33 protein-coding genes are annotated in these 25,721 nt (G+C 61.2%); 11 read left to right on the top strand and 22 right to left on the bottom strand.

Features of this window, described 5'->3' with window-relative positions:
- Nucleotides 1-25: 25 nt before the first annotated feature.
- A complete protein-coding gene (locus DD235_RS13440) occupies nt 26-721 on the bottom strand; it encodes a c-type cytochrome (protein ID WP_109062619.1) in 696 nt (231 codons plus the stop codon).
- Nucleotides 722-961: 240 nt separating this feature from the next.
- Here DD235_RS13440 and yihA point away from each other — a divergent pair, with 240 nt between their 5' ends.
- Together yihA and hemB are read left to right on the top strand one after the other, a co-directional pair.
- On the top strand, nt 962-1,585 hold the full coding sequence (gene yihA / locus DD235_RS13435; protein ID WP_109062618.1) for a ribosome biogenesis GTP-binding protein YihA/YsxC: 624 nt from the start codon (nt 962-964) through the stop codon (nt 1,583-1,585).
- A complete protein-coding gene (gene hemB, locus DD235_RS13430; protein ID WP_109062617.1) occupies nt 1,582-2,598 on the top strand; it encodes a porphobilinogen synthase in 1,017 nt (338 codons plus the stop codon). The genes yihA and hemB overlap by 4 nt, the downstream gene beginning before the upstream one ends.
- A gap of 130 nt (nt 2,599-2,728) precedes the next feature.
- Here hemB and dsbD read toward each other — a convergent pair whose 3' ends face one another.
- Nucleotides 2,729-4,648 carry a protein-disulfide reductase DsbD gene (dsbD, locus tag DD235_RS13425; RefSeq protein WP_109062616.1) on the bottom strand — a complete coding sequence of 640 codons (1,920 nt, stop codon included), beginning with the start codon at nt 4,646-4,648 and terminating at the stop codon, nt 2,729-2,731.
- A 63-nt stretch (nt 4,649-4,711) separates the two neighbouring features.
- On the bottom strand, nt 4,712-5,074 hold the full coding sequence (gene cutA, locus DD235_RS13420) for a divalent-cation tolerance protein CutA (RefSeq protein WP_239990153.1): 363 nt from the start codon (nt 5,072-5,074) through the stop codon (nt 4,712-4,714).
- A 108-nt stretch (nt 5,075-5,182) separates the two neighbouring features.
- Between cutA and DD235_RS13415 the strand changes: the two genes are divergently transcribed.
- From DD235_RS13415 to DD235_RS13375, 9 genes are all read left to right on the top strand, one after another.
- Nucleotides 5,183-6,106 (top strand): LysR substrate-binding domain-containing protein, encoded by a 924-nt coding sequence (locus DD235_RS13415; RefSeq protein WP_109062615.1) that lies wholly within the window; start codon nt 5,183-5,185, stop codon nt 6,104-6,106.
- A gap of 224 nt (nt 6,107-6,330) precedes the next feature.
- A complete protein-coding gene (locus tag DD235_RS13410) occupies nt 6,331-7,191 on the top strand; it encodes a transporter substrate-binding domain-containing protein (RefSeq protein ID WP_109062614.1) in 861 nt (286 codons plus the stop codon).
- A 100-nt stretch (nt 7,192-7,291) separates the two neighbouring features.
- On the top strand, nt 7,292-8,155 hold the full coding sequence (locus DD235_RS13405; RefSeq protein WP_109062613.1) for a transporter substrate-binding domain-containing protein: 864 nt from the start codon (nt 7,292-7,294) through the stop codon (nt 8,153-8,155).
- Entirely contained in the window at nt 8,152-8,892 is a 741-nt protein-coding gene (locus DD235_RS13400; RefSeq protein WP_109062612.1) for an amino acid ABC transporter permease, read from the top strand. The genes DD235_RS13405 and DD235_RS13400 overlap by 4 nt, the downstream gene beginning before the upstream one ends.
- The gene (locus DD235_RS13395) at nt 8,882-9,571 is read left to right on the top strand and encodes an amino acid ABC transporter permease (RefSeq protein ID WP_109062611.1); all 690 of its coding nucleotides are present in this window, start codon (nt 8,882-8,884) and stop codon (nt 9,569-9,571) included. The genes DD235_RS13400 and DD235_RS13395 overlap by 11 nt, the downstream gene beginning before the upstream one ends.
- The gene (locus DD235_RS13390; RefSeq protein ID WP_109062610.1) at nt 9,558-10,364 is read left to right on the top strand and encodes an amino acid ABC transporter ATP-binding protein; all 807 of its coding nucleotides are present in this window, start codon (nt 9,558-9,560) and stop codon (nt 10,362-10,364) included. Before DD235_RS13395 ends, DD235_RS13390 begins: the two co-directional genes overlap by 14 nt.
- A gap of 62 nt (nt 10,365-10,426) precedes the next feature.
- A complete protein-coding gene (locus tag DD235_RS13385; protein WP_109062609.1) occupies nt 10,427-11,044 on the top strand; it encodes a cysteine dioxygenase family protein in 618 nt (205 codons plus the stop codon).
- Between the two features lie 16 nt (nt 11,045-11,060).
- A complete protein-coding gene (gene metC / locus DD235_RS13380) occupies nt 11,061-12,248 on the top strand; it encodes a cystathionine beta-lyase (protein ID WP_109062608.1) in 1,188 nt (395 codons plus the stop codon).
- A gap of 35 nt (nt 12,249-12,283) precedes the next feature.
- Entirely contained in the window at nt 12,284-13,897 is a 1,614-nt protein-coding gene (locus DD235_RS13375; RefSeq protein ID WP_109062607.1) for a rhodanese-like domain-containing protein, read from the top strand.
- Between the two features lie 91 nt (nt 13,898-13,988).
- Here the strand turns inward: DD235_RS13375 and rplQ are convergent, their stop codons facing one another.
- From rplQ to DD235_RS13280, 19 genes are all read right to left on the bottom strand, one after another.
- On the bottom strand, nt 13,989-14,378 hold the full coding sequence (gene rplQ, locus DD235_RS13370) for a 50S ribosomal protein L17 (protein WP_109062606.1): 390 nt from the start codon (nt 14,376-14,378) through the stop codon (nt 13,989-13,991).
- Between the two features lie 202 nt (nt 14,379-14,580).
- On the bottom strand, nt 14,581-15,576 hold the full coding sequence (locus tag DD235_RS13365) for a DNA-directed RNA polymerase subunit alpha (protein WP_109062605.1): 996 nt from the start codon (nt 15,574-15,576) through the stop codon (nt 14,581-14,583).
- Nucleotides 15,577-15,709: 133 nt separating this feature from the next.
- The gene (gene rpsD / locus DD235_RS13360) at nt 15,710-16,333 is read right to left on the bottom strand and encodes a 30S ribosomal protein S4 (RefSeq protein WP_109062604.1); all 624 of its coding nucleotides are present in this window, start codon (nt 16,331-16,333) and stop codon (nt 15,710-15,712) included.
- Between the two features lie 11 nt (nt 16,334-16,344).
- Nucleotides 16,345-16,746, bottom strand: coding sequence for a 30S ribosomal protein S11 (gene rpsK, locus DD235_RS13355; protein WP_109062603.1), 402 nt, complete (start codon nt 16,744-16,746; stop codon nt 16,345-16,347).
- A gap of 15 nt (nt 16,747-16,761) precedes the next feature.
- Complete coding sequence (gene rpsM, locus DD235_RS13350) at nt 16,762-17,127, bottom strand: 30S ribosomal protein S13 (protein ID WP_109062602.1); 366 nt, start codon at nt 17,125-17,127, stop codon at nt 16,762-16,764.
- A 33-nt stretch (nt 17,128-17,160) separates the two neighbouring features.
- Nucleotides 17,161-17,274: a 50S ribosomal protein L36 gene (gene rpmJ / locus DD235_RS13345; RefSeq protein ID WP_109062601.1), complete on the bottom strand. Its 114-nt coding sequence runs from the start codon at nt 17,272-17,274 to the stop codon at nt 17,161-17,163.
- Between the two features lie 33 nt (nt 17,275-17,307).
- Nucleotides 17,308-17,526, bottom strand: a complete 219-nt coding sequence (infA, locus tag DD235_RS13340; protein WP_109062600.1) for a translation initiation factor IF-1 — start codon at nt 17,524-17,526, stop codon at nt 17,308-17,310.
- Nucleotides 17,527-17,533: 7 nt separating this feature from the next.
- Entirely contained in the window at nt 17,534-18,874 is a 1,341-nt protein-coding gene (secY, locus tag DD235_RS13335) for a preprotein translocase subunit SecY (protein ID WP_109062599.1), read from the bottom strand.
- Nucleotides 18,875-18,890: 16 nt separating this feature from the next.
- Nucleotides 18,891-19,334 carry a 50S ribosomal protein L15 gene (rplO, locus tag DD235_RS13330; RefSeq protein WP_109062598.1) on the bottom strand — a complete coding sequence of 148 codons (444 nt, stop codon included), beginning with the start codon at nt 19,332-19,334 and terminating at the stop codon, nt 18,891-18,893.
- A gap of 11 nt (nt 19,335-19,345) precedes the next feature.
- Entirely contained in the window at nt 19,346-19,531 is a 186-nt protein-coding gene (rpmD, locus tag DD235_RS13325) for a 50S ribosomal protein L30 (protein ID WP_109062597.1), read from the bottom strand.
- A gap of 3 nt (nt 19,532-19,534) precedes the next feature.
- The gene (rpsE, locus tag DD235_RS13320) at nt 19,535-20,056 is read right to left on the bottom strand and encodes a 30S ribosomal protein S5 (protein WP_109062596.1); all 522 of its coding nucleotides are present in this window, start codon (nt 20,054-20,056) and stop codon (nt 19,535-19,537) included.
- Nucleotides 20,057-20,071: 15 nt separating this feature from the next.
- Nucleotides 20,072-20,437, bottom strand: coding sequence for a 50S ribosomal protein L18 (gene rplR, locus DD235_RS13315; protein ID WP_109062595.1), 366 nt, complete (start codon nt 20,435-20,437; stop codon nt 20,072-20,074).
- A 21-nt stretch (nt 20,438-20,458) separates the two neighbouring features.
- Nucleotides 20,459-20,992, bottom strand: coding sequence for a 50S ribosomal protein L6 (gene rplF / locus DD235_RS13310; protein WP_109062594.1), 534 nt, complete (start codon nt 20,990-20,992; stop codon nt 20,459-20,461).
- A gap of 10 nt (nt 20,993-21,002) precedes the next feature.
- Nucleotides 21,003-21,398: a 30S ribosomal protein S8 gene (rpsH, locus tag DD235_RS13305; RefSeq protein WP_109062593.1), complete on the bottom strand. Its 396-nt coding sequence runs from the start codon at nt 21,396-21,398 to the stop codon at nt 21,003-21,005.
- 10 nt (nt 21,399-21,408) lie between these two features.
- Complete coding sequence (gene rpsN / locus DD235_RS13300; protein ID WP_109062592.1) at nt 21,409-21,714, bottom strand: 30S ribosomal protein S14; 306 nt, start codon at nt 21,712-21,714, stop codon at nt 21,409-21,411.
- A gap of 11 nt (nt 21,715-21,725) precedes the next feature.
- On the bottom strand, nt 21,726-22,265 hold the full coding sequence (gene rplE, locus DD235_RS13295; protein WP_109062591.1) for a 50S ribosomal protein L5: 540 nt from the start codon (nt 22,263-22,265) through the stop codon (nt 21,726-21,728).
- 9 nt (nt 22,266-22,274) lie between these two features.
- Nucleotides 22,275-22,607 (bottom strand): 50S ribosomal protein L24, encoded by a 333-nt coding sequence (rplX, locus tag DD235_RS13290; RefSeq protein ID WP_109062590.1) that lies wholly within the window; start codon nt 22,605-22,607, stop codon nt 22,275-22,277.
- Between the two features lie 10 nt (nt 22,608-22,617).
- On the bottom strand, nt 22,618-22,986 hold the full coding sequence (gene rplN / locus DD235_RS13285; protein ID WP_109062589.1) for a 50S ribosomal protein L14: 369 nt from the start codon (nt 22,984-22,986) through the stop codon (nt 22,618-22,620).
- A gap of 250 nt (nt 22,987-23,236) precedes the next feature.
- On the bottom strand, nt 23,237-25,687 hold the full coding sequence (locus DD235_RS13280) for a TonB-dependent siderophore receptor (protein WP_109062588.1): 2,451 nt from the start codon (nt 25,685-25,687) through the stop codon (nt 23,237-23,239).
- Nucleotides 25,688-25,721 lie beyond the last annotated feature (34 nt).

The raw sequence follows: 25,721 nt of genomic DNA, 5'->3' as shown, positions 1-25,721 counted from the left end.
AATCAGGCGCATATGATAGTACGGATCAGCGCAGCCCAGCTGCGTAATCTGCGATCGCCTTGATATCGGCATCCGACAGGCGCTTGGCAATCGTGACCATCACCTGGTTATTGGCCCGATACCCCTCGCGGAACAGCTTGAGCTGTTCTTCCAGGTACATGGCATGCTGACCACCCAGGCGCGGATACTGTGCCGGAATGCCTTCACCCGAAGCGCCATGACAGGCCGCACAGGCAGGAATACCGCGCGCCGCATCACCACCACGCCACAGATGCATACCCGTTTCGACGGTCGCTTCATTCTCGGCAGTGGCCGGCTCGGTCAGTTCCTGGTGCGACAGGTAGAGCGCGATATCCTGCATGTCCTGGGGTTCGAGCATCATGACGTTGAAGCTCATGACCGAGGGACCGCCATCGGCACCACCACGGGTGGCGACATCCTCGCCATCCTTGAGCTTGAACTCGCTCAGTTGCTTGTAGAGGTATTCATGCGGCATGGCGGACAGATTCGGGTTGAGCGGAATCTGGCTGTTGCCAGCCACGCCATGACAGGACGAACAGGCAATCACGCCGCGCGCCGCATCACCCTGTTCGTACAGCATCTCGCCACGTGCGGCATCCGGACGAACGGGACCATCGGCAGCCGCAAAGCTCGCCGTGGAAACGGACGCACAGAGCATCACTCCACTTGTAACAAGTATCCTGGACAGCACACGCTTCATGAAATCCTCGATCAGTTCGCATATGCGCAGCCCCGGCGGACGTGGAATGCTGCGCTTTTATCAGTCAGGATATTCCTGACCACAATCTTTCTTATGCTATACCTGCGCAGCCGATTTGTTTTTGATATGGCGCAAGGTTTTTGATATAGCGCAAGCTTCCCCGAAAAGGCCCCTTGCGGGTTGTTGATTATACAATAGGCCCTTACTGCTTCTTTTCCAACCGCCCCTCTCGGACGACCCGTGTCGCTACTGCACCGCGCCTCTTTCTTTACATCCGCCGCCCGCCTCGACCAGCTTCCCGAAGCCGGCGCTCCCGAGGTGTGTTTTGTCGGCCGATCCAACTCCGGCAAGTCCTCTGCAATCAACGTATTGACCAACCAGAAACGGTTGGCCTTCTCGAGCAAGACCCCCGGCCGGACCCGCCTGATCAATATGTTCTCGCTGCCCGATCCGCTCGAGCCGGAAGCCGCGCTCGGCTTTCTGGTCGATCTGCCGGGCTATGGCTATGCCGCCGTCGACAAAAAGGCCCGCGAGGAATGGGCCGAAGTGCTCGGCGACTATCTGCGCAGCCGCAGCTCTCTGGCCGGCGTGGTGCTGATGATCGACATCCGGCGCGGCGTGACCGACCTCGACCGTCGCCTGGCACACTGGCTGGCCCCGACCGGCCGCCCCGTGCTGGCCCTGTTGACCAAGGCCGACAAACTGCCGTATGGTCAAAGAATCAAGGCGGTCTTCGCCGTCAAGAAAGAGCTGGCCGAAATCGGTGCACTCTATGCCGTGCCGTTTTCCGCCACACATCGCATCGGGCTCGAAGAGGCCGCCCTGCATATCGAAAACTGGATCTCTCCCAAGGTCGTACCATGACTCTGCTCAATGCCGACGCCGACTTTCCGCTGTCGCGCCCTCGCCGCCTGCGCCGCGACGATTTCAGCCGCCGCCTGGTGCGGGAAAACCACCTGCACGCCGATGACCTGATCTACCCGGTCTTCGTGGCTGACAGCGCTGACCTGGCCGGTCCGGTGCAATCGATGCCCGGCGTCGAACGCTACACGCTGGAAACCCTGCTGCCGGTCGCCGAGCAGTGCCTTGAGCTGGGCGTGCCGGTGCTGGCCCTGTTCCCGGTCATTTCACAGGAATTCAAGACGCCCGACGGCCGCGCCGCCACCGATCCCGACGGCCTGGTGCCGCGCGTGGTGGCACGCCTCAAGCAGGACTTCCCCGAGCTGGGCATCCTGACCGACGTCGCGCTCGACCCCTACACCAGCCACGGCCAAGATGGCCTGCTCGACGACAACGGCTACATCCTGAACGAACCCACGGTGGAAATGCTGATCAAGCAGGCCCTCAGCCATGCCCAGGCCGGCGTCGACATCGTCGCCCCCAGCGACATGATGGACGGCCGCATCGGTGCGGTGCGTCGGGCCTTCGAAGACCAGCGCTTCATCTACACGCGCATCATGGCCTATTCGGCCAAGTATGCCAGCGCTTTCTACGGCCCGTTCCGCGATGCCGTCGGTTCCGCAGCCAACCTGGGCAAGGCCGACAAGTTCACCTACCAGATGGATCCTGCCAATAGCGACGAGGCCCTGCGCGAAGTGGCGGCCGACCTGCGCGAAGGAGCCGACATGGTCATGGTCAAGCCCGGCATGCCCTACCTGGATGTGCTGCGCAAGGTCAAGGACACTTTCCGCGTGCCGACCTATGCCTACCAGGTCAGCGGTGAGTACGCCATGCTCAAGGCGGCTGCAGCCAACGGCTGGCTGGATCACGACAAGGTCATGATGGAGGCTCTGCTGTCATTCAAGCGCGCCGGAGCCGATGGCATCCTGACCTACTTCGCACTGGAAGCCGCCCGCAAGCTGCGCGAGACGGCCTGATCACAGGGCATCGCCCACATGGCGGCACTTGCGATCAGGTGCCGCCGTCCCCCCTCGCTCCCTTCCACATGCATCGCCTGCGGCCAGACGCATGGCGGTCAGCGTCATGCGCCGACAAGATATGCTGTGCTTATCGCACCCGCTCCAGCACACCGGCGAACGTCTGCGCATTCATGAAACCGATCACCCTCGGCTCAGCCTGTTCCTGTCCCTGAGCGTCGAAAAAGATGATGCCCGGCGGCCCGAAGAGCCGGAAGCGACGCAGCAACTCGCGATCCTGTGCCGTATTGGCCGTGACATCGGCCTGCAACAACAGAAAATCACCCATCAGGGCGGCCACGGCGGGATCGCTGAAGGTAAAGCGCTCCATCTCCTTGCAGGACACGCACCAGTCGGCATAGAAATCGAGCATCACCGGCCGGTCCGTCGATCGCAGCCGCGCCTCGAGTTCTGCCACCGAAGCCACGCGCTCGAATCCAGCCTTGCCGACCGCCTCAGTACCTTGTGGGCCTGCGGTATTTCCGCCGAGGAAGGGAGCCAGGGGATGCCAGGGATCACGCGCCCCGGCCAGCGCGCCGGCCACCCAGGCTGCAGCCAGCAGCACCAGCAGAATGGCCACCGTGCGCGACAGCAGGTGCCTAAAGCCGACCGATCCGCCCCATGGACTGACCAGCCCCAGCAACAGCGCCAGCATGATTGCCAATGCCGCCCAACCCAGCATCAGCACGGCGACCGGCAGAACCGGCGACACCATCCACCAGGCCGTCGCCAGCAGGAGCCAGCCGAAGAGTCGCTTGATGCGATCCATCCACGCCCCGGGCCGGGGCAGCCAGGCCGGCGAGGCAGCGCCCACGATCAACAACGGCACACCCATGCCCCATGACAATGCAAACAGCGCCGCTCCCCCCAGCCAGACATCTCCCGTCTGCGAGATGTACAAGAGCGCACCGGCCAGCGGTGCCGCCACGCACGGCCCCACGATCAGGGCCGAAATCGCACCGATCAGGGCCGCGCTGCCCAGTTGCCCACCCGGCATCCGGGCCAGCACCTGATTCAGTCGTGACTGCAGTGCACCAGGCACCTGGAAGGTAAACACATCGAACATGGCCAGCGCCAACCCTGCCAGCAGCAACGCAAACAGCGTCAGCACCCAGGGCGTCTGCAGCCAGGCGGCCAGACCGACGCCACTCAGCCCCGCGGCCACGCCCAGCGCCGTATAGACCACTGACATCCCGGCCACATAGGCCAGCGCCAGCAGCCCGCCTCGGCGAGCCCGCGACCCCTTGGGTCCGCCCTCCACACCCTCGCCACGCACCAACAGTGCGGACAGGATCGGCACCATCGGCAATACACAGGGGGTAAACGCCAACAAAATACCCAACGCAAAGAAAATCAGCACTGTCTGGGCCGTGCCTGCCGACAGCATGCCATCCATCAGACCGGTATCGGACGATTGCAGCCAGCGCTGCCAGAAGCCCCCTTCGGCACCATTGCCCGATACGCTACCAGCCGCAGCGACCGTACCCGCAGCATTGTCGACAACCTCACCATCAATCACTTCGCGAATGAGCGCCTGACCCGGCCCGGCCATGACCAGCTCATAGCCCTCCGCCGTCGGTGTCAACTCCAATTGCTCCATGCGCGGCGGATAGCACAGACCGGCATCGGCGCACCCCTGGCTGCCTACGCGCAGCGTCAGGGGCAGATCCGAATCGGGCAGCGCCACCAACAGGGAAGCGCTGCCGTAATAGATTTCCATGTCTTTTTCGAAAGTCGGGTCGTACTTGACCAGGCCATCCGGATAACGCACGGCGTCGACCGCCAGCGGCACTGGTTCAACCTCCCAGACAAAGCGCTCGCGGTACATGTAGTAGGCGTCGGCAATCCGGTAGTCGAGCTGGAGCGTATGCGGATCCTTCATCTGCGCCGACAGCACGAACGCCTGCTCCGGCGGCAGGAAATCCGCTTCGGATGCGCCAAACAATTGCGCCTGAGCCTGCCCCGACCACAACACCGCCATTACCAGCAACCACCGCCACATCGTGCGCATCACCGCTTTCCTTGTCTTGCTTTGCCCGAGCCGGGCTCCTGACCGATCATAGCCGCCTACCGTTCAGGCGGATTTGTCCAAAGGCAAAGTCTGGCCGCGCACCCACTGCAGATAGGCAGGCAACCCTTCAGTCACCGGCAGGGCAATGATCTCCGGTACCTCATAGGGGTGCAGCGCCTGGATCAAGCCGATCACTTCGGGCAGGCGTACGGCCGTGGTCTTGATCAGCATCGGCGTTTCATGCGCGTGCTCGACCTGTCCCTGCCATGCATAGATGGACAGACAATCCGGCAGAAGGTTCGCGCACGCAGCCAATCCCTGCTCCACCAGAGCGCGGGCAATGCGCTCGGCACAGTCGCGATCCGGCGCATTGCAGAAGACAAGCCGCACCTCGCCTGCCGGCATATGCTCATTCTCACGGGTCATGTCGTTCCTCCAGTGCCTGACTGCCTCTCGCGCATAATAGCGCCTTCGGGCCATCCTCCCGAGCCGTCACCCCCAGCCTCCTACGCTCCGAGCCAGTACGACGCCTTCATGCTGCCTTCCCAGAAACAAACGCTTGATCTCGAACTGCTGCGCAGTTTCGTCGCCATTCATGATGGCGGCACCTTTGCGGCGGCAGGCCAGGCACTGGGATATACGCAGGCTGCCATTACCCAGCACATGCAGCGGCTTGAACTCCAGATCGGCCGTCCCCTGTTCCTGCGCACCGGCCGCACCAAACAGTTGAGCGAACATGGCCGCCAACTGCTGCGCTATGCCCGAGAACTGCTGAACCTGAACGATGACGCACTGCGTTCGCTGGCGGACAACGGCCTCAGTGGTTCTCTGCGCATCGGCTCACCCCACGATATTGCCGATACGCTGCTCCCCCCCTTGCTCAGCCACATTGCGCGCTCGGCTCCCAATCTACAGCTGGATATCAGCGTTGGCCGCAGCCCTTTCCTGATGGAGGAACTGCTGAAGGGAGAACTCGACCTGACCATCTCCACGCGCCAGGATCCGAACCTGGAAGGCATTGCGCTCCATACCTCGCCGACACTCTGGATCTGCTCCTCACGCTTCAGCCACACGCTCAGGCAGCCACTGCCGCTGGTTCTGATCAGTGAACCCAGCATTTTTCGCCGGCTGGCCGTGGACACGCTGGAGCAGCAGGGCATCGCCTGGCGACAGGCCTATGTCTGCTCAAACCTGATCGGCATCAAGGCCGCCGTGCGGGCCGGGCTCGGCATCACGGCACGCAGCATGGAACTGCTGGGACCCGATATGCGCGTACTGGGCGAGCAGGACGGATTGCCACGCCTGCCGGACGTGACCTACTACCTCTGGATCCGCCGCCATAGCGCCAATCCCGTGGCCCGGGAAGCCTTCGAGCTGATCCGCAGCCGGGCAGAGATCAATCCGCAGTCCATGACACCTGCGGCAGAAGAAAAGATAAAGAGCCGATTTAAATCATAAGACTTCATTATCAAAATACTCTTCCGGCAGATCATCAAAAGCAAAAATTCTATTTATTTTCAATTAATTAATAGAAAAACAACTCCCCATAATATATCCATAACCTGAAAACACTTAAACAAATAACCAAATCCGGACTGTTCTGAGCACATCCGTTTTTACATAATTTTCCTGTCTCGACGGCACATGCACCCAACCAGCATGTTCCTTTTTCAGGAAAATCCATGACGACCCGCCTCCCGTTCTCAGAACGCCACCCCTCGCGTGCCAGGCATCTGCTCTCGATACTGGGCGCATCACTGCTCTGCCTGTTTGCCCGCACCGCCCTGGCCGATGCCACACTGGAACAGATTCACTCGCGCGGCAAGCTGGTCGCGGGCGTTGTCCTTTCCGGCCCCCCCTTCGGCACGATAGACCCGGCCACCCAGCAGCATATCGGCTACAACGTCGAACTCTCCCGAGCCATTGCCGATGCCCTGGGTGTCACGCTTGAAACCGTCCAGGTCCAGCCCTCGAACCGCGTCCAGTTCCTGCAGCAGAACAAGGTCGACATCCTGATCGCCAATATGCAGTGGACACAGGAGCGGGCCGACATTCTGAGTTTCGTGCCCACGCCATTCGAAGAAGTGGGCGGTGCCCTGGTCACGCGCAGGAACAGCGGCATCACCCAATGGGAAGACGTACGCGCACAACCCGTCTGCCTTTCCCAGGGCAGCAACTTTGCCAAGCCCCTGACCGAAACCTATGGCGCGCAGTTGAAAGCCTTCCGCAGCCAGGCCGAGTCGCTGCTGGCGCTCAGGGGAGGCAACTGCGTAGCCGCCGTCCATGTCAGCCCGACGCTGCGCAACCTGGTCGCCACCAATCCCGACTGGCAGGACTATGCAACGCCACTGGACACCGATCTCATCCCTTCGCCTTCCGTAATCTGGCTCCGCAAAGGGGAAACGGACACTCAGGCAGCCATCGACCGGATCGTGCAGGACTGGCATCGCACCGGCTGGCTGATCGACACCGGCAAGCGCAACGGCATGACACCGACCGCCCGTCTGTACGAACTGCATGAGCAGTTCAAGCGCGACAACTGAACAGCCCTCCTTATATCTCTTCATTCGACCCCGACGGGAACGGCTGCGGGCATCCAGCCTGCAACGGCCATGCCCACCGTCCCATTCACCAGGAGCTCCCATGGCTTCCAAGCCTGCTTTCCAACGTACCCTGCAATCCCTGCCTGCCACCCTGTCCATGGGGCTGGCCCTGGCCTTCGGCACCACTGCAACCGCGCAGGCAGACACCACCCTGGACAAGATCCAGTCCCGCAACTCGGTCACCATCGGCGTGCTGATCAATGGCGGTCCCTTCGGCTCCATCGAGCCTGGTTCCCAGCGCTTCATCGGCTGGAATCCCGAACTGGCCCGTCAACTGGCCCGCGATCTGGGTGTACAGGCCGAACTCGTCCAGGTCCAGCCCTCGAACCGTGTGCAATTCCTGCAGTCGGGCAAGGTCGATCTGTTGATCGCCTCGATGGAACTGACCGACAGCCGCGCCGAGATCCTGGGCTATGCCCCGACGCCCTTCTATCGGGTCGGCGGTGTTGCCATCGCACCGGCAGGCAGCACGATCCAGTCCTGGGAAGACCTGCGCGGACAACCTGTCTGCCTGTCACAGGGCAGCAACTATGCCCAGCCCCTGACCACGCAATATGGTGCCCAGGTCAAAGGTTTCCGGGGTTCTCCCGAATCCCTGCTGGCACTCAAGGGCGGCAATTGCGTCGCCGCCGTCCATGATGCCACCTTGTTACACCCGTTGGTCAGGACCAATCCCGACTGGCAAGGCTACAAGGTTGCCCTCGCCGACGAATTGATCCCGTCACCTTCCGTCGTCTGGACGCGCAAGGGCGAAAACGACACCGCTGCCGCCATCGACCGCATCATCCAGGACTGGCATCGCACCGGCTGGCTGATCGAAACAGAACAGCGTCTCGGCATCGCGCCAGCTTCACCGGCCCTGGTGGAACTACATGCACAATTCAAGGACAGCGCCCCGCAATGACTGCGCTGCACTGGTTCGTGGAAACGGCCCGCATGACAGGCCTCAACTACGGCTTCCTGCTGGAAGCCTATGAGCGCGATGCCTTTGTCCGCGGCCTGGGCGTCACCCTGCAACTCTGCCTGCTCGTGATTCCTGGCAGCCTGCTGTGCGGACTGGTACTCGCCCCCGCCCTGCGGGCCCCGCAGCGCTGGCTGTCCGGCGCGGCCCGCGCCTGCGTGGAGTTCACGCGCAACACCCCGACCCTGGTGCAGTTGTACTGCGCGTTCCTGGTATTCAACATGCTGATCACCCGTGCCTTCGAAACGCATGGGGAAACCAACCCGCTCACGCCGGTTTTCTGGGTATTCGTGGTCGTCTCGATCCACAAGGGTGTTTTCCATGCAGAGGCACTGCGCGCCGGCATCGAGGCCGTGCCGCCGGTCACATTGGAGGCGGCACGTTCTCTGGGACTGAGCCAGCGCCAGATATTCCTGCAGATCGAACTGCCCATCGCACTGCGCTTTGCCCTGCCATCACTGATCAACAACATGGTCGACCTGGTGAAGATGACCGCGATCGCCTCGGCCATTGCGGTCGGCGACGTCACCTACGAATCCATCATGATCTGGACGCACCGCGACAACGTGCTGGAACTGATCCTGTTGATCCTGCTGTATTTCTGGCTGCTGACCTGGTGCGTCAGCGCCATCGGCAGGCAACTTGAAACACGCCTGAGGATGCCCGGCTATGGACAATGACGCACACGTCTTCCTGCAGCTCTGGCAATGGGCACCGGCACTGTTGCGAGGCATGCTGACCAACATCCAGATCAGCATCGTCGCAATTGCCCTGGGCACCGTCACCGGCCTGCTGATCGGCGCGCTGTCCATTGCCGGTTCCCGCCCCCTGCGCTGGCTCACGCATCTGTACGTGCAAGCCTTCCGCAATGCGCCGGCGCTCGTGCTGATCTATTTCACGACCTATGTGTTCCCGTTCGAGATTGTCCTGTTCGGGCACTGGTTTGCATTCCCGGACTGGATCAAGGTCACGCTGGGCCTGGCCCTGCCTGCCAGTGCCAATATCGCCGAAATATTCCGCGGGGCCATTCAGTCCATCCCGGCCGCCCAATGGGATGCCGCGCGCTCGCTGGCCTTGCGTCGCAGCCAGATATTCAGCCTGATCATTCTGCCGCAAAGCGTGCGCCGCATGCTGCCGCCCTGGATGAATCTGTACGCGATGATCACCATGAGCACCTCGCTGGCTTCCCTGGTCGGCGTCCACGATATTGTCGATACCGCCCAGATCGCCAGCAACACAGTCATGCAGACCGACTTCACCATCCTGATCTACATGACCATGCTGGCCCTGTTCTTCTGCTACTGCTATCCGATTTCTCGCTATACCCGACGACTGGAGCGCCGCCATGCCATACGCTGAACCCTCTTCTTCGCCCCTGGTCTCGCTGCGCGACATCCACCTCTCCTTCGGCAGCAATGAAGTGCTCAAGGGTATTGATATCGATATCCAGCGCGGCCAGGCTGTTTCCATCATCGGCCCTTCGGGGTCGGGCAAGTCCACCATCCTGCGCTGCATCACAGGCCTGATCCGGCCGCAGTCGGGACAGATCCGCGTCGGGGCCACCCAGGTCGACCAATTGCATACGGAAGCCGAGCTGATCGCACTGCGCCAGCGGGTGGGCTTCGTCTTCCAGCAGTACAACCTGTTCCCGCACCTGACCGTTCTGCAGAACCTGACCCTGGCACCGATACGCGTCCTGGGCCTGGACCGTCAGCGTGCCGGCCGTCTTGCCCGCGACCTGCTCGAACGGGTCCGCCTGGCCCACAAGGCCGATGCCTATCCAGGCGAACTGTCGGGCGGCCAGCAACAGCGCGTCGCCATCGCCCGTGCCCTGGCCATGCGTCCCGAACTCATCCTGTTTGATGAAGTGACCTCCGCACTCGATCCCGAAACCGTCGGGGAGGTGCTGACCGTGATCCGGGAGCTGACGCAGGATGGCATGACCTGCGTGCTGGTGACACACGAAATGCGCTTTGCAGAGGAGATCAGCGACGAGGTGTATTTCACCGAAGCAGGCAACATTGTCGAGCATGGCCCGGCCTCGCGCATCTTCCACCACCCCGCCAACCCCCGAACCCGCATATTCCTGGAGCGCAGCCTGGGGCAGGGTCCCCTGCCGTCCCGGCACCTGCATCCGGCCCGGGCCGCCTGACCGATCCACACCCGCACACCTTTTTTTCAGCACATTTTTTCAATTTCCTGGAAACCGAACCCATGAGCCAAGTCCCTCATTCCGAACGCCGCCAACTGGTCGAGCAAACCCTCGCGGACATCCGTCATATCCTGGCCGCCGGCGTCAGCCGCGACAGCCTGGCACAGGCCACGCAGCGACTGGAAGCACTGGCATTGCGTCCAGAGCTGTTTTCCCGTGCCGAATTTCCGCCTCCTTCGAGCCATGAAGGCGAAGGTGCCTCGACCCGCTATCGCCTGAATCCGGATGACGGCGACGACGATATCGCGCTCTACCTGAACTCGATCAACCCCGGCAAATCGACCTGGCCACACGACCACACGACCTGGGCCATCATCGTTGCGCTCGAAGGCCAGGAAATCAACCGCATCTATGCCCGCACGGATGATCACAGCGATCCCGGACAGGCCCGGCTAGCACTGGCACGCGAAACCATCGCCCAGCCCGGCAGCCCGCTGGCCTTTCTGCCCGATGACATCCACAGCATTGCCGTCACGGGCGAGCAGCCAACCCTGCATTTCCACCTCTATGGCCGGCCTCTGGAAACGCTGACAGGCCGCATCGGCATCCATCCCGACACCGGCAAGATCGTGAACTACAACCGCAACCAAATGTCGCCCAGCGTCAATGTACGGCTGTAGTACGGAATCCGCAGACATGACACACCACCTCGACACCCAACTGGTACAGGCAGGCCACCCCGAGATCACCGCCAGTGGCACCCCCGTGAACATACCGGTCGTGCGCGGCAGCTCGCTGCTCGTGCCCACGGCTGCCGACCGCGAGCGTCTCTGGACCCGCCGGCATGCCGGCGAGAACATCCCGGCCTACGGTATTCATGGCCTGGATACGCACCGCGCCCTTGAGTCGGCACTCTGTGCCCTCGAAGGCGGCCATCGTGCCTGGCTGACACCGTCGGGGCTCTCGGCCATCAGCCTGACCTTGCTGGCCCTGCTGTCCCCAGGCGATCATGCCCTGCTGTCGGACAGTATCTACAACCAGGTCAGACAGTCCGACCTCCGACTGTTTCAACGCCTGGGCATCGAACTCGAATACTTTGCGCCGCAACCGGAGGTTCTCGAAACCACGATCCGGCCCAATACGCGCCTGCTGTTCCTGGAATCGCCTGGCTCCCTGCTCAACGAGGTACTGGATCTGCCTGCGCTGACGCATATTGCTCGGCAGCGAAACATTCCGGTCGCGGTCGACAACACCTGGGGATCTGGCTATCTGCTGAAGCCCCTGACGCTGGGTGCCGACATTTCGGTACTGGCCAGTACCAAATACCTGGGTGGCCATTCCGATCTGCTGCAGGGTGCCATCGTCTGTGCCAATCCGGCACTCGACAAACGGCTCAACGATACCCATGAGTCCCTGGGACTGAGCGTCGGCCCCGATGATGTCTGGCTGGTGCTGCGTGGCCTGCGCACACTCGCCGTGCGACTGGCTCAGCATCAGCGCCATGCTCTGCGGGTTGCGGACACGCTGCAACAGCACACCGCCGTACGTCGCGTGTTCTACCCGGCCTTGCCTGACGATGCCGGTCATGCCCTCTGGCAACGCGATTTCCAGGGTGCCAATGGCCTGCTGTCCTTTGAGCTGCAGAACGCCGACATGGCACAGGCCCACGCCTTCATCGACGCGCTGGCGCTGTTCCGTATCGGGGCATCCTGGGGCGGGGTAGAGAGCCTGGCCCTGGCAGTCGACCCTGCACGACTGGCCTTGCACAGCCATTGGCGCAATCTTGCTGGCCAGGGCCCCGTGATCCGGCTGCATGTCGGACTGGAAAATCCGGACGACCTGAACGCAGACCTGCTGCAGGCATTTGCGGCCATTCGGTCCTGACCCACTCTCTTATCAATCGCACCTGATCTCTACTCATGACCTCATTCTCTTCCCCCCATGCATCGATTTCGGCAGCCCAGTTGGCAGACTGGCTGCAGGATGGTGAGGAAATCGCATTGATCGATGTACGCGAATACGGCCAGTACGGCGAAGGACATCCCTTCTTTGCCACCCACCTCCCGTACAGTCAGCTCGAACTGCTGGCCCCTTCACGCCTGCCGCGCCCGGACTGCCGCATCGTCCTGTTCGACCAGGATGACGGCGTTGCCCTGCAAGCCGCACACCGGCTGGCCAGCCTGGGCTATTCGAATCTGACCCTCCTTGAAGGCGGCGCAGCCTCCTGGCTGCAGACCGGACATGCCCTCTTCCAGGGCGTCAACCTGCCGTCCAAGACATTCGGAGAGTGGATCGAACAGATCGAACAGACCCCGCACCTCTCTGCTGCCGAGCTGCACCGCAAGCAGCGGCATGGAGAACCCTTCGTCCTGGTGGATGGCCGTACGCCCGCAGAACATCGCAAGATGACCATTCCCGGAGCCATCCCGATTCCCAATGGCGAGCTGCCGCTGCGCATCCACAGCGTCCTGCCCGATGCGCAGACCCCTGTGATCGTGCATTGTGCCGGCCGCACCCGCAGCATCATTGGTGCCCAGACACTGCTCAATCTGGGTTTGCCGAACCCTGTCTTTGCCCTTGAAAACGGCACCCAGGGCTGGGCGCTTGCAGGTCTGCCACTGGAGCATGGCAGCACTCGCCCCATCCCGCCGGCTGCAGCCGAGCCACAGTGCCAGCAACTGACCGACACGGCAGATCAACTGGCACACCAGGCGGGCGTTGTCTTCCTTGATCCAGCGCAGGCCCGCGACTGGGCTCTCGACACGCGACGCACCACTTATTTCATCGACATCCGCAGCGCCGAAGAGATCGCCACGCTGCCGATCGCAGGTCTGCTCCACGTTCCTGGCGGACAATTGGTTCAATGTGCCGATCAGACCATCGCCGTCCGACACAGCCGGGTTGTCCTGATAGCGACCAACTCACCCGCAGATGCGCGGACACGCGTCGTCGCAACCTGGTTGCGACAACTGGGCATCCAAAGTGCCATTCTCGAGGCTGCGCCCGACACGATCGCTGCGCTGCTGTCACAACGCCCTCAGGTCCCTGCCGGTATCAGGGCCGAAATACGGACGCTTGATGCAGAGAGCTATCTCCGGCGCATCCAGTTGCCGACACATCTGCTCCTTGATCTGCGCTCCGGCCTGGCGCATCGCAGCGGGCACCCACAAGGCGCTCGCTGGAGCATACGGCCGCACTTGCCCAGAACGCTCGCAACGCTGTCGGCGATTCCCCAACATGTCACCGTACTGGCAGACAGCCTCGATATTGCGAGTCTGGCCGCATTCGACCTGAACGGATACGGCATCCAAGACATCGCCTGGGCGGCAGAATCAATCTGGCACCCCATCACCCAGAATCTTGAAGTCACGCCCGACCTTCCCAGCGATGAGGAGATGATCGACTACCTGTTCTTCGTACATGACCGCCACGACGGCAATCTGGAGGCGGCCCGGTGCTATCTTGCGTGGGAAACCAATCTACTCGCGCAATGCCAACCGGATGAATTGTCGGGCTTTCGCGGCAGGCACTGACCCTGCAATGCAAAAAGCCCGTACTGCATTTGCAATACGGGCTTTTTTGTCGCCGCGCCTCCAGGATGACATCCCACAGGCGCATCAGGACTTATTCGGCGCTGGCTTCTGCTTCGGTGGGCTCAGGACGGTCCACCAGCTCCATGAAAGCCATCGGGGCATTGTCGCCCTGGCGGAAGCCCATCTTCAGCACGCGGGTGTAGCCACCGGGACGGCCTTGGTAACGGGGGCCGATTTCGGCGAACAGCTTGACCACGGCAGCGCGGTCACGCAGGCGAGCAAAGGCCAGACGCTTGTTGGCCAGGGTCGGCTCTTTGGCCAGGGTGATCAGGGGCTCGATCACGCCGCGCAGTTCCTTGGCCTTGGGCAGGGTCGTCTTGATGGCTTCGTGCGTGATCAGGGCGACAGCCATGTTGCGGAACATGGCAAGGCGGTGGCTGCTGGTGCGGTTGAGCTTACGGAGACCGTTACGGTGACGCATGTTGATTTTCCTAGTAAGAATCTAATGAACGGCTTGCGCCGCAGGGGCCCGGTTCTTCTATCACGCCCCTCTTTCACTTGAAAAGAAAGGCATGCGGTCCGGTAGTCAATCCGGCCAGCCGGTTACTGCAAATCGGCTGGACGCGGGATTATAGCTGAACTATGGCTGCGCCAGGCCTTGCAGCACTGGCGCCATACCGAGATCAGGGACGCTCGAGGCCCATCGGGGGCCAGTTGTCGAGCTTCATGCCCAGTGTCAGGCCGCGTGCGGCCAGGACTTCCTTGATCTCGTTGAGCGACTTGCGACCCAGATTGGGGGTCTTGAGCAGCTCATTTTCGGTACGCTGGATCAGATCGCCGATGTAGTAGATGTTTTCGGCCTTCAGGCAGTTGGCCGAACGCACCGTCAGTTCCAGGTCATCGACCGGGCGCAGCAGGACCGGATCGATTTGCGGGGCGACGCCGCCACGCACGATGCCGTTCTCGGGCTGATCACCTGCACCTTCCAGTGCGGCAAAGACGGAGATCTGGTCCATCAGGATGCGGGCCGACTGGCGCACGGCTTCCTCGGGCGAGATCACGCCGTTGGTTTCGACGTCCAGGACCAGCTTGTCCAGGTCGGTGCGTTGCTCGACGCGGGCGTTTTCGACAGCGTAGCTGACACGGCGTACGGGGCTGAACGAAGCATCCAGGACGATGCGGCCCAGGCTGGCGCTGCGATCTTCCTGCAGGTTGCGGACGTTGCCGGGCACATAGCCGCGACCCTTCTCGACCTTGATCTGCATTTCCAGCTTGGCATTGTCGGTCAGCGTGGCAATCACATGATCAGGGTTGATGATTTCTGCATCATGCGGCAGTTCGATGTCCGACGCCAGCACGGGGCCGGTGCCTTCCTTGCGCAGCACAACGGTGATTTCGTCACGGTTGTGAAGCTTGAATACGATGCCCTTGAGGTTCAGCAGGATATCGACCACGTCTTCGCGCACGCCAGGGATGGTGGAGTACTCGTGAACGACGCCGGTGATCTGAACTTCGGTCGGAGCATAGCCATACATCGACGACAGCAGGATGCGACGCAGGGCATTGCCCAGGGTGTGGCCGTAGCCGCGCTCGAAGGGTTCGAGAATAATCTCGGCGCGATTGACACCCAGCGCTTCGACTTCGATGCTGCGCGGTTTCAGCAGACCATTGGTGGACATGTATGTGTATCCTTTTCAATACCCTCGGCTCGTTACACCGATAAGGCTGATGGAGAGAAGGCCGATCAAGGCCAGGAAACGCAACAAACGTACGCCTGAAAACAGGCGTACGTTTGTACGGAAACGCGTGATATTAACGCGAATACAGTTCGACGACCAGCGACTCGTTGATGTCGCGAGCCACGTCGACGCGGTCAGGGGCTTGCTTGAACACGCCGCTTTGCTTGCCAGCGTCCACTTCAACCCACTGGGGCAGGCCAATGCCGGTTGCCAGATCCAGGGCTTCCTTGATACGGCCTTGCTTCTTGGCCTTCTCACGGATGGAGACAACGTCGCCAGCCTTGACGATGATCGAAGCGATATCGGCAGTACGGCCGTTCAGCTCGATGGCGCGGTGGTTCACCAGTTGGCGAGCTTCAGCGCGGGTCGAGCCGAAGCCCATACGGTAGACCACGTTGTCCAGACGCGATTCGAGCAACTGGATCAGGGTCTCGCCGGTGTTGCCACGACGGCGCTCGGCTTCCTGGAAGTACTTGCGGAATTGCTTTTCCTGCACACCGTACATGCGCTTGAGCTTTTGCTTTTCGCGCAGTTGCAGACCGTAGTCGGACGTACGGGCACCCGAAGTGCGACCGTGTTGACCGGGCTTGGAATCCAGCTTGCACTTGGAATCCAGCGAACGGCGGGCGCTCTTCAGAAACAGGTCGGTACCCTCGCGGCGCGAGAGCTTGCATTTAGGTCCAATATAACGTGCCACGATGCTTTTCCTTAGATGCGCCGACGCTTGGGCGGACGGCAGCCGTTATGCGGGAGGGGCGTGATGTCGGAGATGCTGGAAATCTTGATGCCCAGCGCATTCAGCGCGCGCACCGACGATTCCCGGCCCGGACCCGGTCCCTTGATCCGCACTTCCAGCGTCTTGATGCCGTATTCCTGGGCCACGCGGCCTGCGGTTTCGGCAGCGACCTGGGCTGCGAACGGCGTCGACTTGCGCGAGCCCTTGAAGCCCGCGCCACCCGACGTCGCCCACGACAGGGCATTGCCCTGGCGGTCGGTGATGGTGATGATGGTGTTGTTGAAAGAAGCGTGGACGTGAGCAATCCCGTCGGCAACGTTCTTTTTGACCTTTTTGCGAACGCGTGATGCGCCGCTGGCAGAAGCTTTGGCCATTTCTCTTATCCTCGATTATTTCTTCAGCGCCACACCGGCACGACGCGGACCCTTGCGGGTACGTGCGTTGGTGCGGGTACGTTGACCGCGGACCGGCAGGCCACGACGGTGACGCATGCCACGATAGGTCCCCAGGTCGATCAGGCGTTTGATCGAAAGCTGCACTTCGCGGCGCAGATCGCCTTCGACGGTGAAGCTGCCGACCTGTTCGCGCACACGCTCAAGCTCGGTGTCGTCCAGATCCTTGATCTTCTTGGTGGTGGGGATCCCGGCCGCTTCACAGATCTTGCGGGCGCGCGTGCGACCGATGCCGAAAATGGCGGTCAGACCGATTTCGGCGTGTTGATGCGGCGGAATGTTGATGCCAGCAATACGGGCCATGACTGTTCCTCAGTAAAACGAATTCAGAGCCGATTAGCCCTGGCGTTGCTTGTGTCGCGGATCGGTACAAATAACACGCACCACGCCGTGACGTTTGATGATTTTGCAGTGACGGCACATCTGCTTCACTGATGCCATTACTTTCATTTTAATAACTCCTTGAATTCCCGCTGGCCGTTCTTATTTGGAACGGAATACGATTCTGGCGCGCGTCAGGTCGTATGGCGTGAGCTCCACAGTTACCTTGTCGCCCGGCAAAATCCGGATATAGTGCATACGCATCTTGCCCGAGATATGGCCCAAAACCTGATGGCCATTTTCCAGCTTGACGCGAAATGTCGCGTTCGGGAGGTTTTCGACAACCTCCCCCTGCATTTGAATGACGTCGTCTTTTGCCATCGTCGTTCTACCGCATCGTCAGTCCGTTGCCGCCCTTGAAGTTAGCCTTCTTGAGCAGGGAATCGTACTGATGAGACATCATGTAGGCCTGAACCTGGGCCATGAAGTCCATCGACACCACGACGATGATCAGGAGCGAGGTTCCACCGAAGTAGAACGGCACATTCCAGCGCAGCGTCAGAAACTCGGGCAGCAGGCAGACCAGCGTGATGTAGATGGCGCCCGCCAGCGTGAGCCGGGTCAGGATTTTATCAATATACCGTGCTGTCTGCGTACCAGGACGGATCCCGGGAACGAAGGCACCACTGCGCTTGAGGTTATCTGCGGTCTCGCGGCTGTTGAACACCAGGGCCGTGTAGAAGAAGCAGAAGAATACAATCGCGACGGCATACAGCGTGATGTACAGCGGACGGCCCGGCGACAGCTCGGCAGCCAGATCACTCAGCCACTTCGCAAACCAACCCTGGTTGCCACCCTGCGAGAACCACTGGGTAATCGTGGCCGGGAACAGGATGATCGACGAGGCGAAGATCGGCGGAATCACACCGGCCATGTTCAGCTTGAGGGGCAGGTGCGAGCTTTGCCCGCCATACACCTTGTTGCCGACCTGGCGCTTGGCGTAGTTGACCGGGATCTTGCGCTGGCCACGTTCCACGAACACGACGAATGCAGTCACCAGGACGACCAGAGCCAGGATGAACAGCGCCGACAGGGCCGAGATCGAGTTGGTCCGGACCAGGTCGAGCGTGCCGCCCAGCGCTGCCGGCAGACCGGCCACGATACCTGCAAAAATCAGGATCGAGATACCGTTGCCAAGGCCGCGCTCGGTGATCTGCTCGCCAAGCCACATCATGAACATGGTGCCGGTCACCAGCGTGATCACGGTCATGACACGGAACAGCATGCCAGGATCGATGACCAGGCCAGGTTGCGACTCGAGTGCGACGGAAATACCGACCGCCTGCACCAGAGCCAGCACGACCGTGCCATAGCGCGTATATTGAGTGATCTTGCGACGTCCTGCTTCGCCTTCCTTCTTCAAGGCCTCGAGCGATGGGATCACCACCGAAGCCAGCTGCATGATGATCGATGCCGAGATGTACGGCATGATCCCCAATGCGAAGATGGAAAAGCGCGACAGGGCTCCACCCGAGAACATGTTGAACAGTCCCAGGATCCCGCCTTCATTCTGGCGGAACAGGGAAGCCAGCTCGTCCGGATTGATGCCAGGCACGGGGATATGCGTCCCCAGCCTGTATACAACCAGGGCCAGCAACAGGAACACCAGACGACGTTTCAGATCGCCGTAGCGTGCCCCTGTCTTTCCAAGTGCCTGCGCGTTAGCCACTCGTCCTCCGATCTTCTCAGGCCAGCGAACCGCCGGCGGCTTCGATCGCGGCGCGTGCGCCGGCCGTTGCCGTCAGACCCTTGAGAACGACCTTGCGGGAGAGTTCGCCGGACTTGATGACCTTGACGAAGCGCACGGCCTGGCCAACCACGCCGGCCTGCTTCAGGACCTGGACGTCGATTTCATCGACGGGCAGGGCTTGCAGCTCGGACAGGCGCACTTCGGCACGCAGGTGACCACCCAGGGGCGTGAAACCACGCTTGGGCAGACGGCGCTGCAGGGGCATCTGACCGCCCTCGAAGCCGACCTTGTGGAAACCACCGGCACGGGACTTCTGGCCCTTGTGACCGCGACCACCAGTCTTGCCGAGGCCGGAACCGATACCGCGACCAACGCGGCGGCGGGGATGCTTGGCGCCCTCGGCGGGCGACAGCGTATTGAGTTGAACGTTATCCGTCATCACGAATCCTTTCAGACTTCTTCGACGCGCACGAGATAATCCACTTTACGGATCATGCCGCGCACTTCGGGCGTATCGACCAGCACGCGGCTGCTGTTGAGACCGCGCAGACCCAGACCACGCACAGTGGCGCGGTGCGGAGCCTTGGTGCCGATCACGGACCGGACCAGGGTGACTTTGATTTGTTTCTGTGACATGACTTACCCCAGAATCTCTTCAACGGTCTTGCCGCGCTTGGCCGCCACTTCGGACGGGGTCATCGCAGCCTGCAGGCCGTTGAGGGTGGCACGCACCATGTTGTACGGGTTGCTCGAACCGAGGCTCTTGGCCACGACGTTGCGAACACCCATCACTTCGAAAATGGCGCGCATCGGGCCACCGGCGATCACGCCGGTACCTTCGGCTGCCGGCGAGATCAGCACCGTGGAGGCGCCGTGCTTGCCCACGACGGTGTGGTGCAGGGTGCCGTTCTTGAGGGCAACCTTGAACAGACCGCGACGGGCCTGTTCCATTGCCTTCTGGACGGCGACCGGCACTTCACGTGCCTTGCCCTTGCCCATGCCGATGCGGCCATCGCCATCACCGACCACGGTCAGCGCAGCGAAGCTCATGGTGCGACCACCCTTCACTACCTTGCTGACACGGTTGACGGCGATCATCTTTTCGCGAAGACCATCATCGCGCTCGTCCGCCGCAGCGTTTTTGCCTTGTACCTTGGCCATAATGAGTATCCTCGCTTAAAACTTCAGGCCGGCTTCGCGAGCGGCTTCGGCCAGCGCCTTGACGCGGCCGTGATAACGGAAACCGGAACGGTCAAACGCGACCGTTTCGATGCCGGCAGCCTTGGCCTTCTCGGCCACGCGCTTGCCCACCAGGCTGGCGGCTGCGACATTGCTGCCACGGCCGGTTTCGCCAGCGAGTTGCTGACGCAGCTCGGTTTCGACGGTCGAAGCGCTGACCAGAACGCGGTCGCCTTCGGGAGAAATGATGTTCGCGTAGATGTGCTGGTTCGTACGGAAAACCGAGAGGCGATGCATGCGCAGTTCGGCAATCTTCCGACGGGTAGGCACCGCACGACGCAAACGGGTTTGCTTTTTGTCCATGATCTGTCCTTACCTGGGCGCTTATTTCTTCTTGGTTTCCTTGATGACGACGCGCTCGTCGGCATACCGGACACCCTTGCCCTTGTAGGGCTCGGGCTTGCGGTAGGCGCGAATCTTGGCCGCCACTTCTCCAACCACCTGCTTGTCACTGCCCTTGATGACGATTTCCGTCTGGCTGGGACATTCGGCCTTGATACCGGCCGGCAGGGGATGCACGATGTCGTGCGAGAAACCAAGCTGCAGCTTGAGTGCCTCGCCCTGGACCTGGGCGCGGAAACCCACGCCAACCAGGGTCAGGCGACGCTCGAAGCCCTTGCTCACGCCGGTGACCATGTTGTTGACCAGCGCGCGCAGCGTGCCGGACATGGCCTTGGCATGACGGGTTTCGTTGGCCACAGCAAAGTTCAGCTTGCCATCTTCCAGCTTGATTTCGACATCGCCGCTCAGGGGTTGGCTGAGCGTGCCCAGCGGACCCTTGACGGTGATCTGTTCTGCCGTAATGTTGGCTTCAACACCCTTGGGCAGGTCTACGGGGTATTTTGCGATACGTGACATCTGATTCTCCTTAGGCCACGTAGCACAGCACTTCGCCACCCACGCCATTGGCGCGAGCCTTGCGATCGGTCATCACGCCGCGGGGCGTGGACACGATGGCGACACCCAGGCCATTCATGACCTGAGGAATGCTGGTGCGACCCTTGTAGATCCGCAGACCGGGGCGCGATACGCGCTCAATGCGCTCGATCACGGGGCGACCTGCGTAGTACTTCAGGGCGATTTCGAGTTCCGGCTTGGCGGGCGTACCCTTGAGCGCGAAATCCTCGATATAGCCTTCATCTTTCAGCACGGCGGCAATGGCCACTTTCAGCTTGGAGGAAGGCATCGCAACGGAAACTTTCTCGACCTGTTGCGCATTGCGAATGCGCGTCAGCATATCGGCGATGGGATCGCTCATGCTCATAATGTTTCTCCTACCAGCTGGCCTTGGTTACGCCCGGGATCTCACCGCGCATTGCCATCTCGCGCAGCTTGATGCGGCCGAGACCGAACTTCTTGAAAACGCCGCGAGGACGACCCGTGATCGCGCAGCGATTACGCTGACGCGAGGGGCTGGCATTGCGCGGCAGCTGTTGCAGCGCGAGCCGAGCCTGATAGCGCTCTTCGTCGGATTTCGACGCGTCGTCGATGATCGCCTTCAGCGCAGCACGCTTGGGCGCATACTTTGCAGCCAGCTTGGCTCGCTTGACGTCACGATTGATGAGTGAGAGTTTTGCCACGTCATCGCCCCTTAGTTGCGGAACGGGAAGTTCAGCGCTGCCAGCAGCGCCTTGGCTTCCTCGTCGGTTTTGGCCGTGGTGGTGATGCTGATGTTCAGACCACGCAGCGCGTCGACCTTGTCGTATTCGATTTCGGGGAAAATAATCTGCTCTTTCACCCCGACGTTGTAGTTGCCACGACCGTCGAATGCACGACCGGAGATACCACGGAAGTCACGCACACGCGGCAGGGCCACGGTCACCAGACGATCCAGGAATTCGTACATGCGTTCGCCACGCAGGGTCACCATGCAGCCGATCGGGTAGTTTTCGCGGATCTTGAAACCTGCGATAGCCTTGCGGGTCTTGGTGATGACGGGCTTCTGGCCAGCGATGCGAGTCAGGTCGCCAAAGGCATGTTCGATCACTTTCTTGTCGGCAACCGCCTCGGACACGCCCATATTCAGGGTGACCTTGGTGATGCGCGGCACTTGCATGGCGCTCTTGTAGCCAAATTTTTCGCGCAGGGCGGGAGCCACCTTGTCGCGATAGAGTTCTTGAAAACGAGCCATTTTCGTTCCTTATGCCTTGGCGCCGACGACTGCGCCGTTGGAGCGGAACACACGAACCGCCTTGCGCTTGCCTTCGACCTGCTCGACCTTGATCGACACCCGCTCGCCCTTGCCGGACGCCGGGTTGAACACTGCCACATTCGAGATGTGGATGGGCAGGGTCTTTTCGACGATGCCGCCAGCCGTACCCAGCGAGGGGTTGGGACGTGCATGCTTCTTGACGACGTTCACGCCTTCGACCAGCACGCGGTCTTCGCCCACGATTTCCAGCACGGTACCGCGACGCGTCTTGTCACGACCAGCCAGAACGATGACTTCGTCACCTTTGCGAATTTTGTTCATCATCCGCTCCTTACAGCACTTCCGGGGCCAACGACACGATCTTCATGAACTTTTCGGTACGCAGCTCGCGCGTGACCGGTCCGAAGATGCGGGTGCCGATGGGCTCCAGCTTGGCATTGAGCAACACGGCGGCATTGCCACCAAACTTAATCAGCGAACCGTCCTTGCGGCGAACGCCCTTGGCGGTGCGAACCACCACGGCGTTGTAGATTTCGCCCTTCTTGACGCGCCCGCGGGGAGCCGCATCCTTGACACTCACTTTGATGATGTCGCCGATGCCGGCATAACGGCGCTTGGAACCGCCGAGCACCTTGATGCACATGACGGAACGTGCACCGGTGTTGTCGGCCACGTCCAGCGTGGTCTGCATTTGAATCATGATTTATCCTGTTCCAACTTAGCGGAAATAGCCGGAAGACCTTGCGATCACCCCACCGATTCCACCAGTTTTGGTCCCGTCAGGTAATAACTCAGCACTGTTGCGCCTTGCCATCGCCCTGGGTTGAAATCTGGAAAGTTAACCTTGCCCGACAAAACTATCTAGGCAAGCAGGCCATTCTATACGCAATCACGGGATATGGCAACACCTATGTTGACTTTGTCTTATCCCGTGTTGCGCAAAGGGAACCCTATAAAGCGTAGCGCAAGGTCAACATGGCATTGCGTGGTGCCCCATACAGATTGTAGAAGGTCGCGTGACCCGGCGTGCGCAGATACGTACGATCGAAAAGATTGTTGACTGCAAGCGAAGCATCCCAGTGCGCATCGAACCGGTAGCCAAGACGCAACGATACGGTCGCATATGCCCCTTGCCTGATCGAAGCGGTCTGGACATTGCTCTGAGCCTGCAGACCTGCACCGATCCGCCAGCCAGTCAGCGCACCATCAAAATCGGTGGGACCAAACCGGTAATGCGTCCACAGCCTGAGCAGGTGGCGCGGCAACACATCGGCACCAAAGCGCCGCCCGACATTGGCCGGATCCGAGTCGCTCAGATATTTGGCATCCGTATAGGTATAGCCGGCCATGACATCCCAACCAGGTGATAAACGCCCACTGACCTCCATCTCGACGCCCTGGCTCTGTACCTTGCCGGCAGCGCGATAGCAGGCCCCGTTGGGCGTCCCACCGCAGCCGATGTTCGCGTCGTCCGTGATGGCGCGGTTGGTATCCCGGATACGGAACACCGCCAGCGAAGCGTTCAGCCTGCCATCCAGAAACTCACCCTTGACCCCTGCCTCGGCCTGCCAGCCCACGCGCGGGCGCAGTGTCTGGCCGCTGACATCTTCTTCGTCCTGCGGTACGAAAATATCGGCATAACTGGCATATACGGTCATGTTATCGGCCACGTCCCAGACCAGCCCGCCGAACGGTGTGAACTCGCTATCGACGTCTGCAGCACTGCGCGTCCAGCTACTGGCGACCGGGGCAACCTGCCGGCTTTTGAGCCGGTAATCGGTCCAGCGCCCTCCCAGCACCAGGGTCAGCGGCTCGGCCAGCCGAATCCGTGCCGTGCTGTACAAGCCCGACTGCTTCGTCACGCTGCGGTTGAAATTGGTCACCGGCGCATCGAATGCCGCACCAAAATCATGATCCTGGAGTGGAGCCCAATCAGGCAGCCAGACAAAACGGCTACCCGTCGTCGACTCATAACGGCTACTGTTGTAACCCAACGCCAGCCAATGCTCCTGTCCCAGCAGTCGTACCGGCCCCGAGACTTGCAGGTCGCCCTGATCCCATTCAAAATCATTGGCAATCCGGCCAGCTGAAATACCGGCACGTCCCGTGGCAGTATCCAGGGCACTGCCGGCAAAGGCCGAGTAACCCCGATAACGCTCGCGCCGGTGCATATAGGTGGCCTTGGCGGTCCAGCCATTGTCGAAACGATGCGTCAGGTCGAGGCTGTAGTCATGCTCGCGATACTTGGAAAGCCGGTCTGATCCTACATAATCATCACGACCGGGCAGGCTGCCGTCCGCATACAGAGGCAACCCGTTGAAATTGCGAAACTGCCGCTCATGCCAGGTGCCAGCGACGCCCAGTGTCGTGCGCTCGGACAGGTCGAGCTCGATCACCCCATAAAGCGTGCGTGGTGCGTTGTGCCCCAGTTCGTAGAACTTGTCCTCCCGCTGCCAGGCACCCACCACTCGCCCCCGGAGGGTGCCGGCTTCGTTCAGCGGCCCGCCGCCATCCACTTCGGCACGCCGGTATGACCAGGACCCGGCCGTCAACGCCGCCGACCCATGCGCGGCATCGCGTGGCCGCTTGCGAGCATAATTGATCGCGCCGCCCGGCTCGCCTGTGCCGGTCAACAGACCCGAAGGCCCGCGCAGCACCTCAACCCGGTCATAGATCGCCAGATCCAGATGGGTGCCAAAGTCTTGCTGGGGAACGCCGTCGAACTGGGCACTGGTTGCAAACCCGCGCGCATTGAATTTTTCAGTGCCCTCATAATCTGATTGCGTCAGCCCGGTCATGTAGCCCATCGCCTCCGCGACCGTCACGGCCCCCATGTCATCCATCTGGCTACGGGTCATGACCGACACTGATTGCGGGATTTCACGCCAGGACTGAGTGCCCTTGCCCAGGCTCACATAGCGTGCGGCATAGCTATCGTTGCCATCCGTGGCTGCACTGCGCACGGCTTGCCCCTGGACCATTACGGCATCGAGCGTCGACACGCCAGCAGACGGTTCTGCCGGCAACGCCTGCAGTACATAGCCCGCCCCGGTACGCACGGCACGATAGCCCGTGCCACGCAACAGGATGTCAAACCCTTCCGCCACGCCATGCCGTCCTTGCAGCCCATCGCTGCTGCGCCCTGCCAGCGCGCCCCTCGCATCGATCACGATGTCGGCACCCGATTGCTGGGCATAATGCCGCAGCACATCTGCCAGCGACCCCGCCGGGATGTCGTAGACAATGCTTCCCTCGGCCACCTCGGTATCAGCACGCACCTGGGGGACATTCAGAGCCATCAGACCGATGGCCGCCAAGAGTGGCAGGCGACGCAACATGGCAAAGCGACGGGCACCAGGTACGGTACGGCTTGCCGTCCTGGAACGATATAAAGTGGCCATCTCGGCATTCTCCTGTTTCAAGTGTTCTTTCTTG

The organism is Corticimicrobacter populi (genome assembly GCF_003123725.1).
GTDB lineage: Bacteria > Pseudomonadota > Gammaproteobacteria > Burkholderiales > Burkholderiaceae_B > Corticimicrobacter > Corticimicrobacter populi.
This window is presented reverse-complemented; position numbering and strand designations above follow the sequence as displayed.

Bases quoted from the DNA above. Each gene is read 5' to 3' on its own strand.
- DD235_RS13440 (WP_109062619.1), bottom strand. From the start codon at position 721: ATGAAGCGTGTGCTGTCCAGGATACTTGTTACAAGTGGAGTGATGCTC.
- hemB (WP_109062617.1), top strand. From the start codon at position 1,582: ATGACTCTGCTCAATGCCGACGCCGACTTTCCGCTGTCGCGCCCTCGC.
- dsbD (WP_109062616.1), bottom strand. From the start codon at position 4,648: ATGCGCACGATGTGGCGGTGGTTGCTGGTAATGGCGGTGTTGTGGTCG.
- cutA (WP_239990153.1), bottom strand. From the start codon at position 5,074: ATGACCCGTGAGAATGAGCATATGCCGGCAGGCGAGGTGCGGCTTGTC.
- DD235_RS13415 (WP_109062615.1), top strand. From the start codon at position 5,183: ATGCTGCCTTCCCAGAAACAAACGCTTGATCTCGAACTGCTGCGCAGT.
- DD235_RS13410 (WP_109062614.1), top strand. From the start codon at position 6,331: ATGACGACCCGCCTCCCGTTCTCAGAACGCCACCCCTCGCGTGCCAGG.
- DD235_RS13405 (WP_109062613.1), top strand. From the start codon at position 7,292: ATGGCTTCCAAGCCTGCTTTCCAACGTACCCTGCAATCCCTGCCTGCC.
- DD235_RS13400 (WP_109062612.1), top strand. From the start codon at position 8,152: ATGACTGCGCTGCACTGGTTCGTGGAAACGGCCCGCATGACAGGCCTC.
- DD235_RS13395 (WP_109062611.1), top strand. From the start codon at position 8,882: ATGGACAATGACGCACACGTCTTCCTGCAGCTCTGGCAATGGGCACCG.
- DD235_RS13390 (WP_109062610.1), top strand. From the start codon at position 9,558: ATGCCATACGCTGAACCCTCTTCTTCGCCCCTGGTCTCGCTGCGCGAC.
- DD235_RS13385 (WP_109062609.1), top strand. From the start codon at position 10,427: ATGAGCCAAGTCCCTCATTCCGAACGCCGCCAACTGGTCGAGCAAACC.
- metC (WP_109062608.1), top strand. From the start codon at position 11,061: ATGACACACCACCTCGACACCCAACTGGTACAGGCAGGCCACCCCGAG.
- DD235_RS13375 (WP_109062607.1), top strand. From the start codon at position 12,284: ATGACCTCATTCTCTTCCCCCCATGCATCGATTTCGGCAGCCCAGTTG.
- rplQ (WP_109062606.1), bottom strand. From the start codon at position 14,378: ATGCGTCACCGTAACGGTCTCCGTAAGCTCAACCGCACCAGCAGCCAC.
- DD235_RS13365 (WP_109062605.1), bottom strand. From the start codon at position 15,576: ATGTCCACCAATGGTCTGCTGAAACCGCGCAGCATCGAAGTCGAAGCG.
- rpsK (WP_109062603.1), bottom strand. From the start codon at position 16,746: ATGGCCAAAGCTTCTGCCAGCGGCGCATCACGCGTTCGCAAAAAGGTC.
- rpsM (WP_109062602.1), bottom strand. From the start codon at position 17,127: ATGGCCCGTATTGCTGGCATCAACATTCCGCCGCATCAACACGCCGAA.
- rpmJ (WP_109062601.1), bottom strand. From the start codon at position 17,274: ATGAAAGTAATGGCATCAGTGAAGCAGATGTGCCGTCACTGCAAAATC.
- infA (WP_109062600.1), bottom strand. From the start codon at position 17,526: ATGGCAAAAGACGACGTCATTCAAATGCAGGGGGAGGTTGTCGAAAAC.
- rplO (WP_109062598.1), bottom strand. From the start codon at position 19,334: ATGACGGATAACGTTCAACTCAATACGCTGTCGCCCGCCGAGGGCGCC.
- rpmD (WP_109062597.1), bottom strand. From the start codon at position 19,531: ATGTCACAGAAACAAATCAAAGTCACCCTGGTCCGGTCCGTGATCGGC.
- rpsE (WP_109062596.1), bottom strand. From the start codon at position 20,056: ATGGCCAAGGTACAAGGCAAAAACGCTGCGGCGGACGAGCGCGATGAT.
- rplR (WP_109062595.1), bottom strand. From the start codon at position 20,437: ATGGACAAAAAGCAAACCCGTTTGCGTCGTGCGGTGCCTACCCGTCGG.
- rplF (WP_109062594.1), bottom strand. From the start codon at position 20,992: ATGTCACGTATCGCAAAATACCCCGTAGACCTGCCCAAGGGTGTTGAA.
- rpsH (WP_109062593.1), bottom strand. From the start codon at position 21,398: ATGAGCATGAGCGATCCCATCGCCGATATGCTGACGCGCATTCGCAAT.
- rplE (WP_109062591.1), bottom strand. From the start codon at position 22,265: ATGGCTCGTTTTCAAGAACTCTATCGCGACAAGGTGGCTCCCGCCCTG.
- rplX (WP_109062590.1), bottom strand. From the start codon at position 22,607: ATGAACAAAATTCGCAAAGGTGACGAAGTCATCGTTCTGGCTGGTCGT.
- rplN (WP_109062589.1), bottom strand. From the start codon at position 22,986: ATGATTCAAATGCAGACCACGCTGGACGTGGCCGACAACACCGGTGCA.
- DD235_RS13280 (WP_109062588.1), bottom strand. From the start codon at position 25,687: ATGGCCACTTTATATCGTTCCAGGACGGCAAGCCGTACCGTACCTGGT.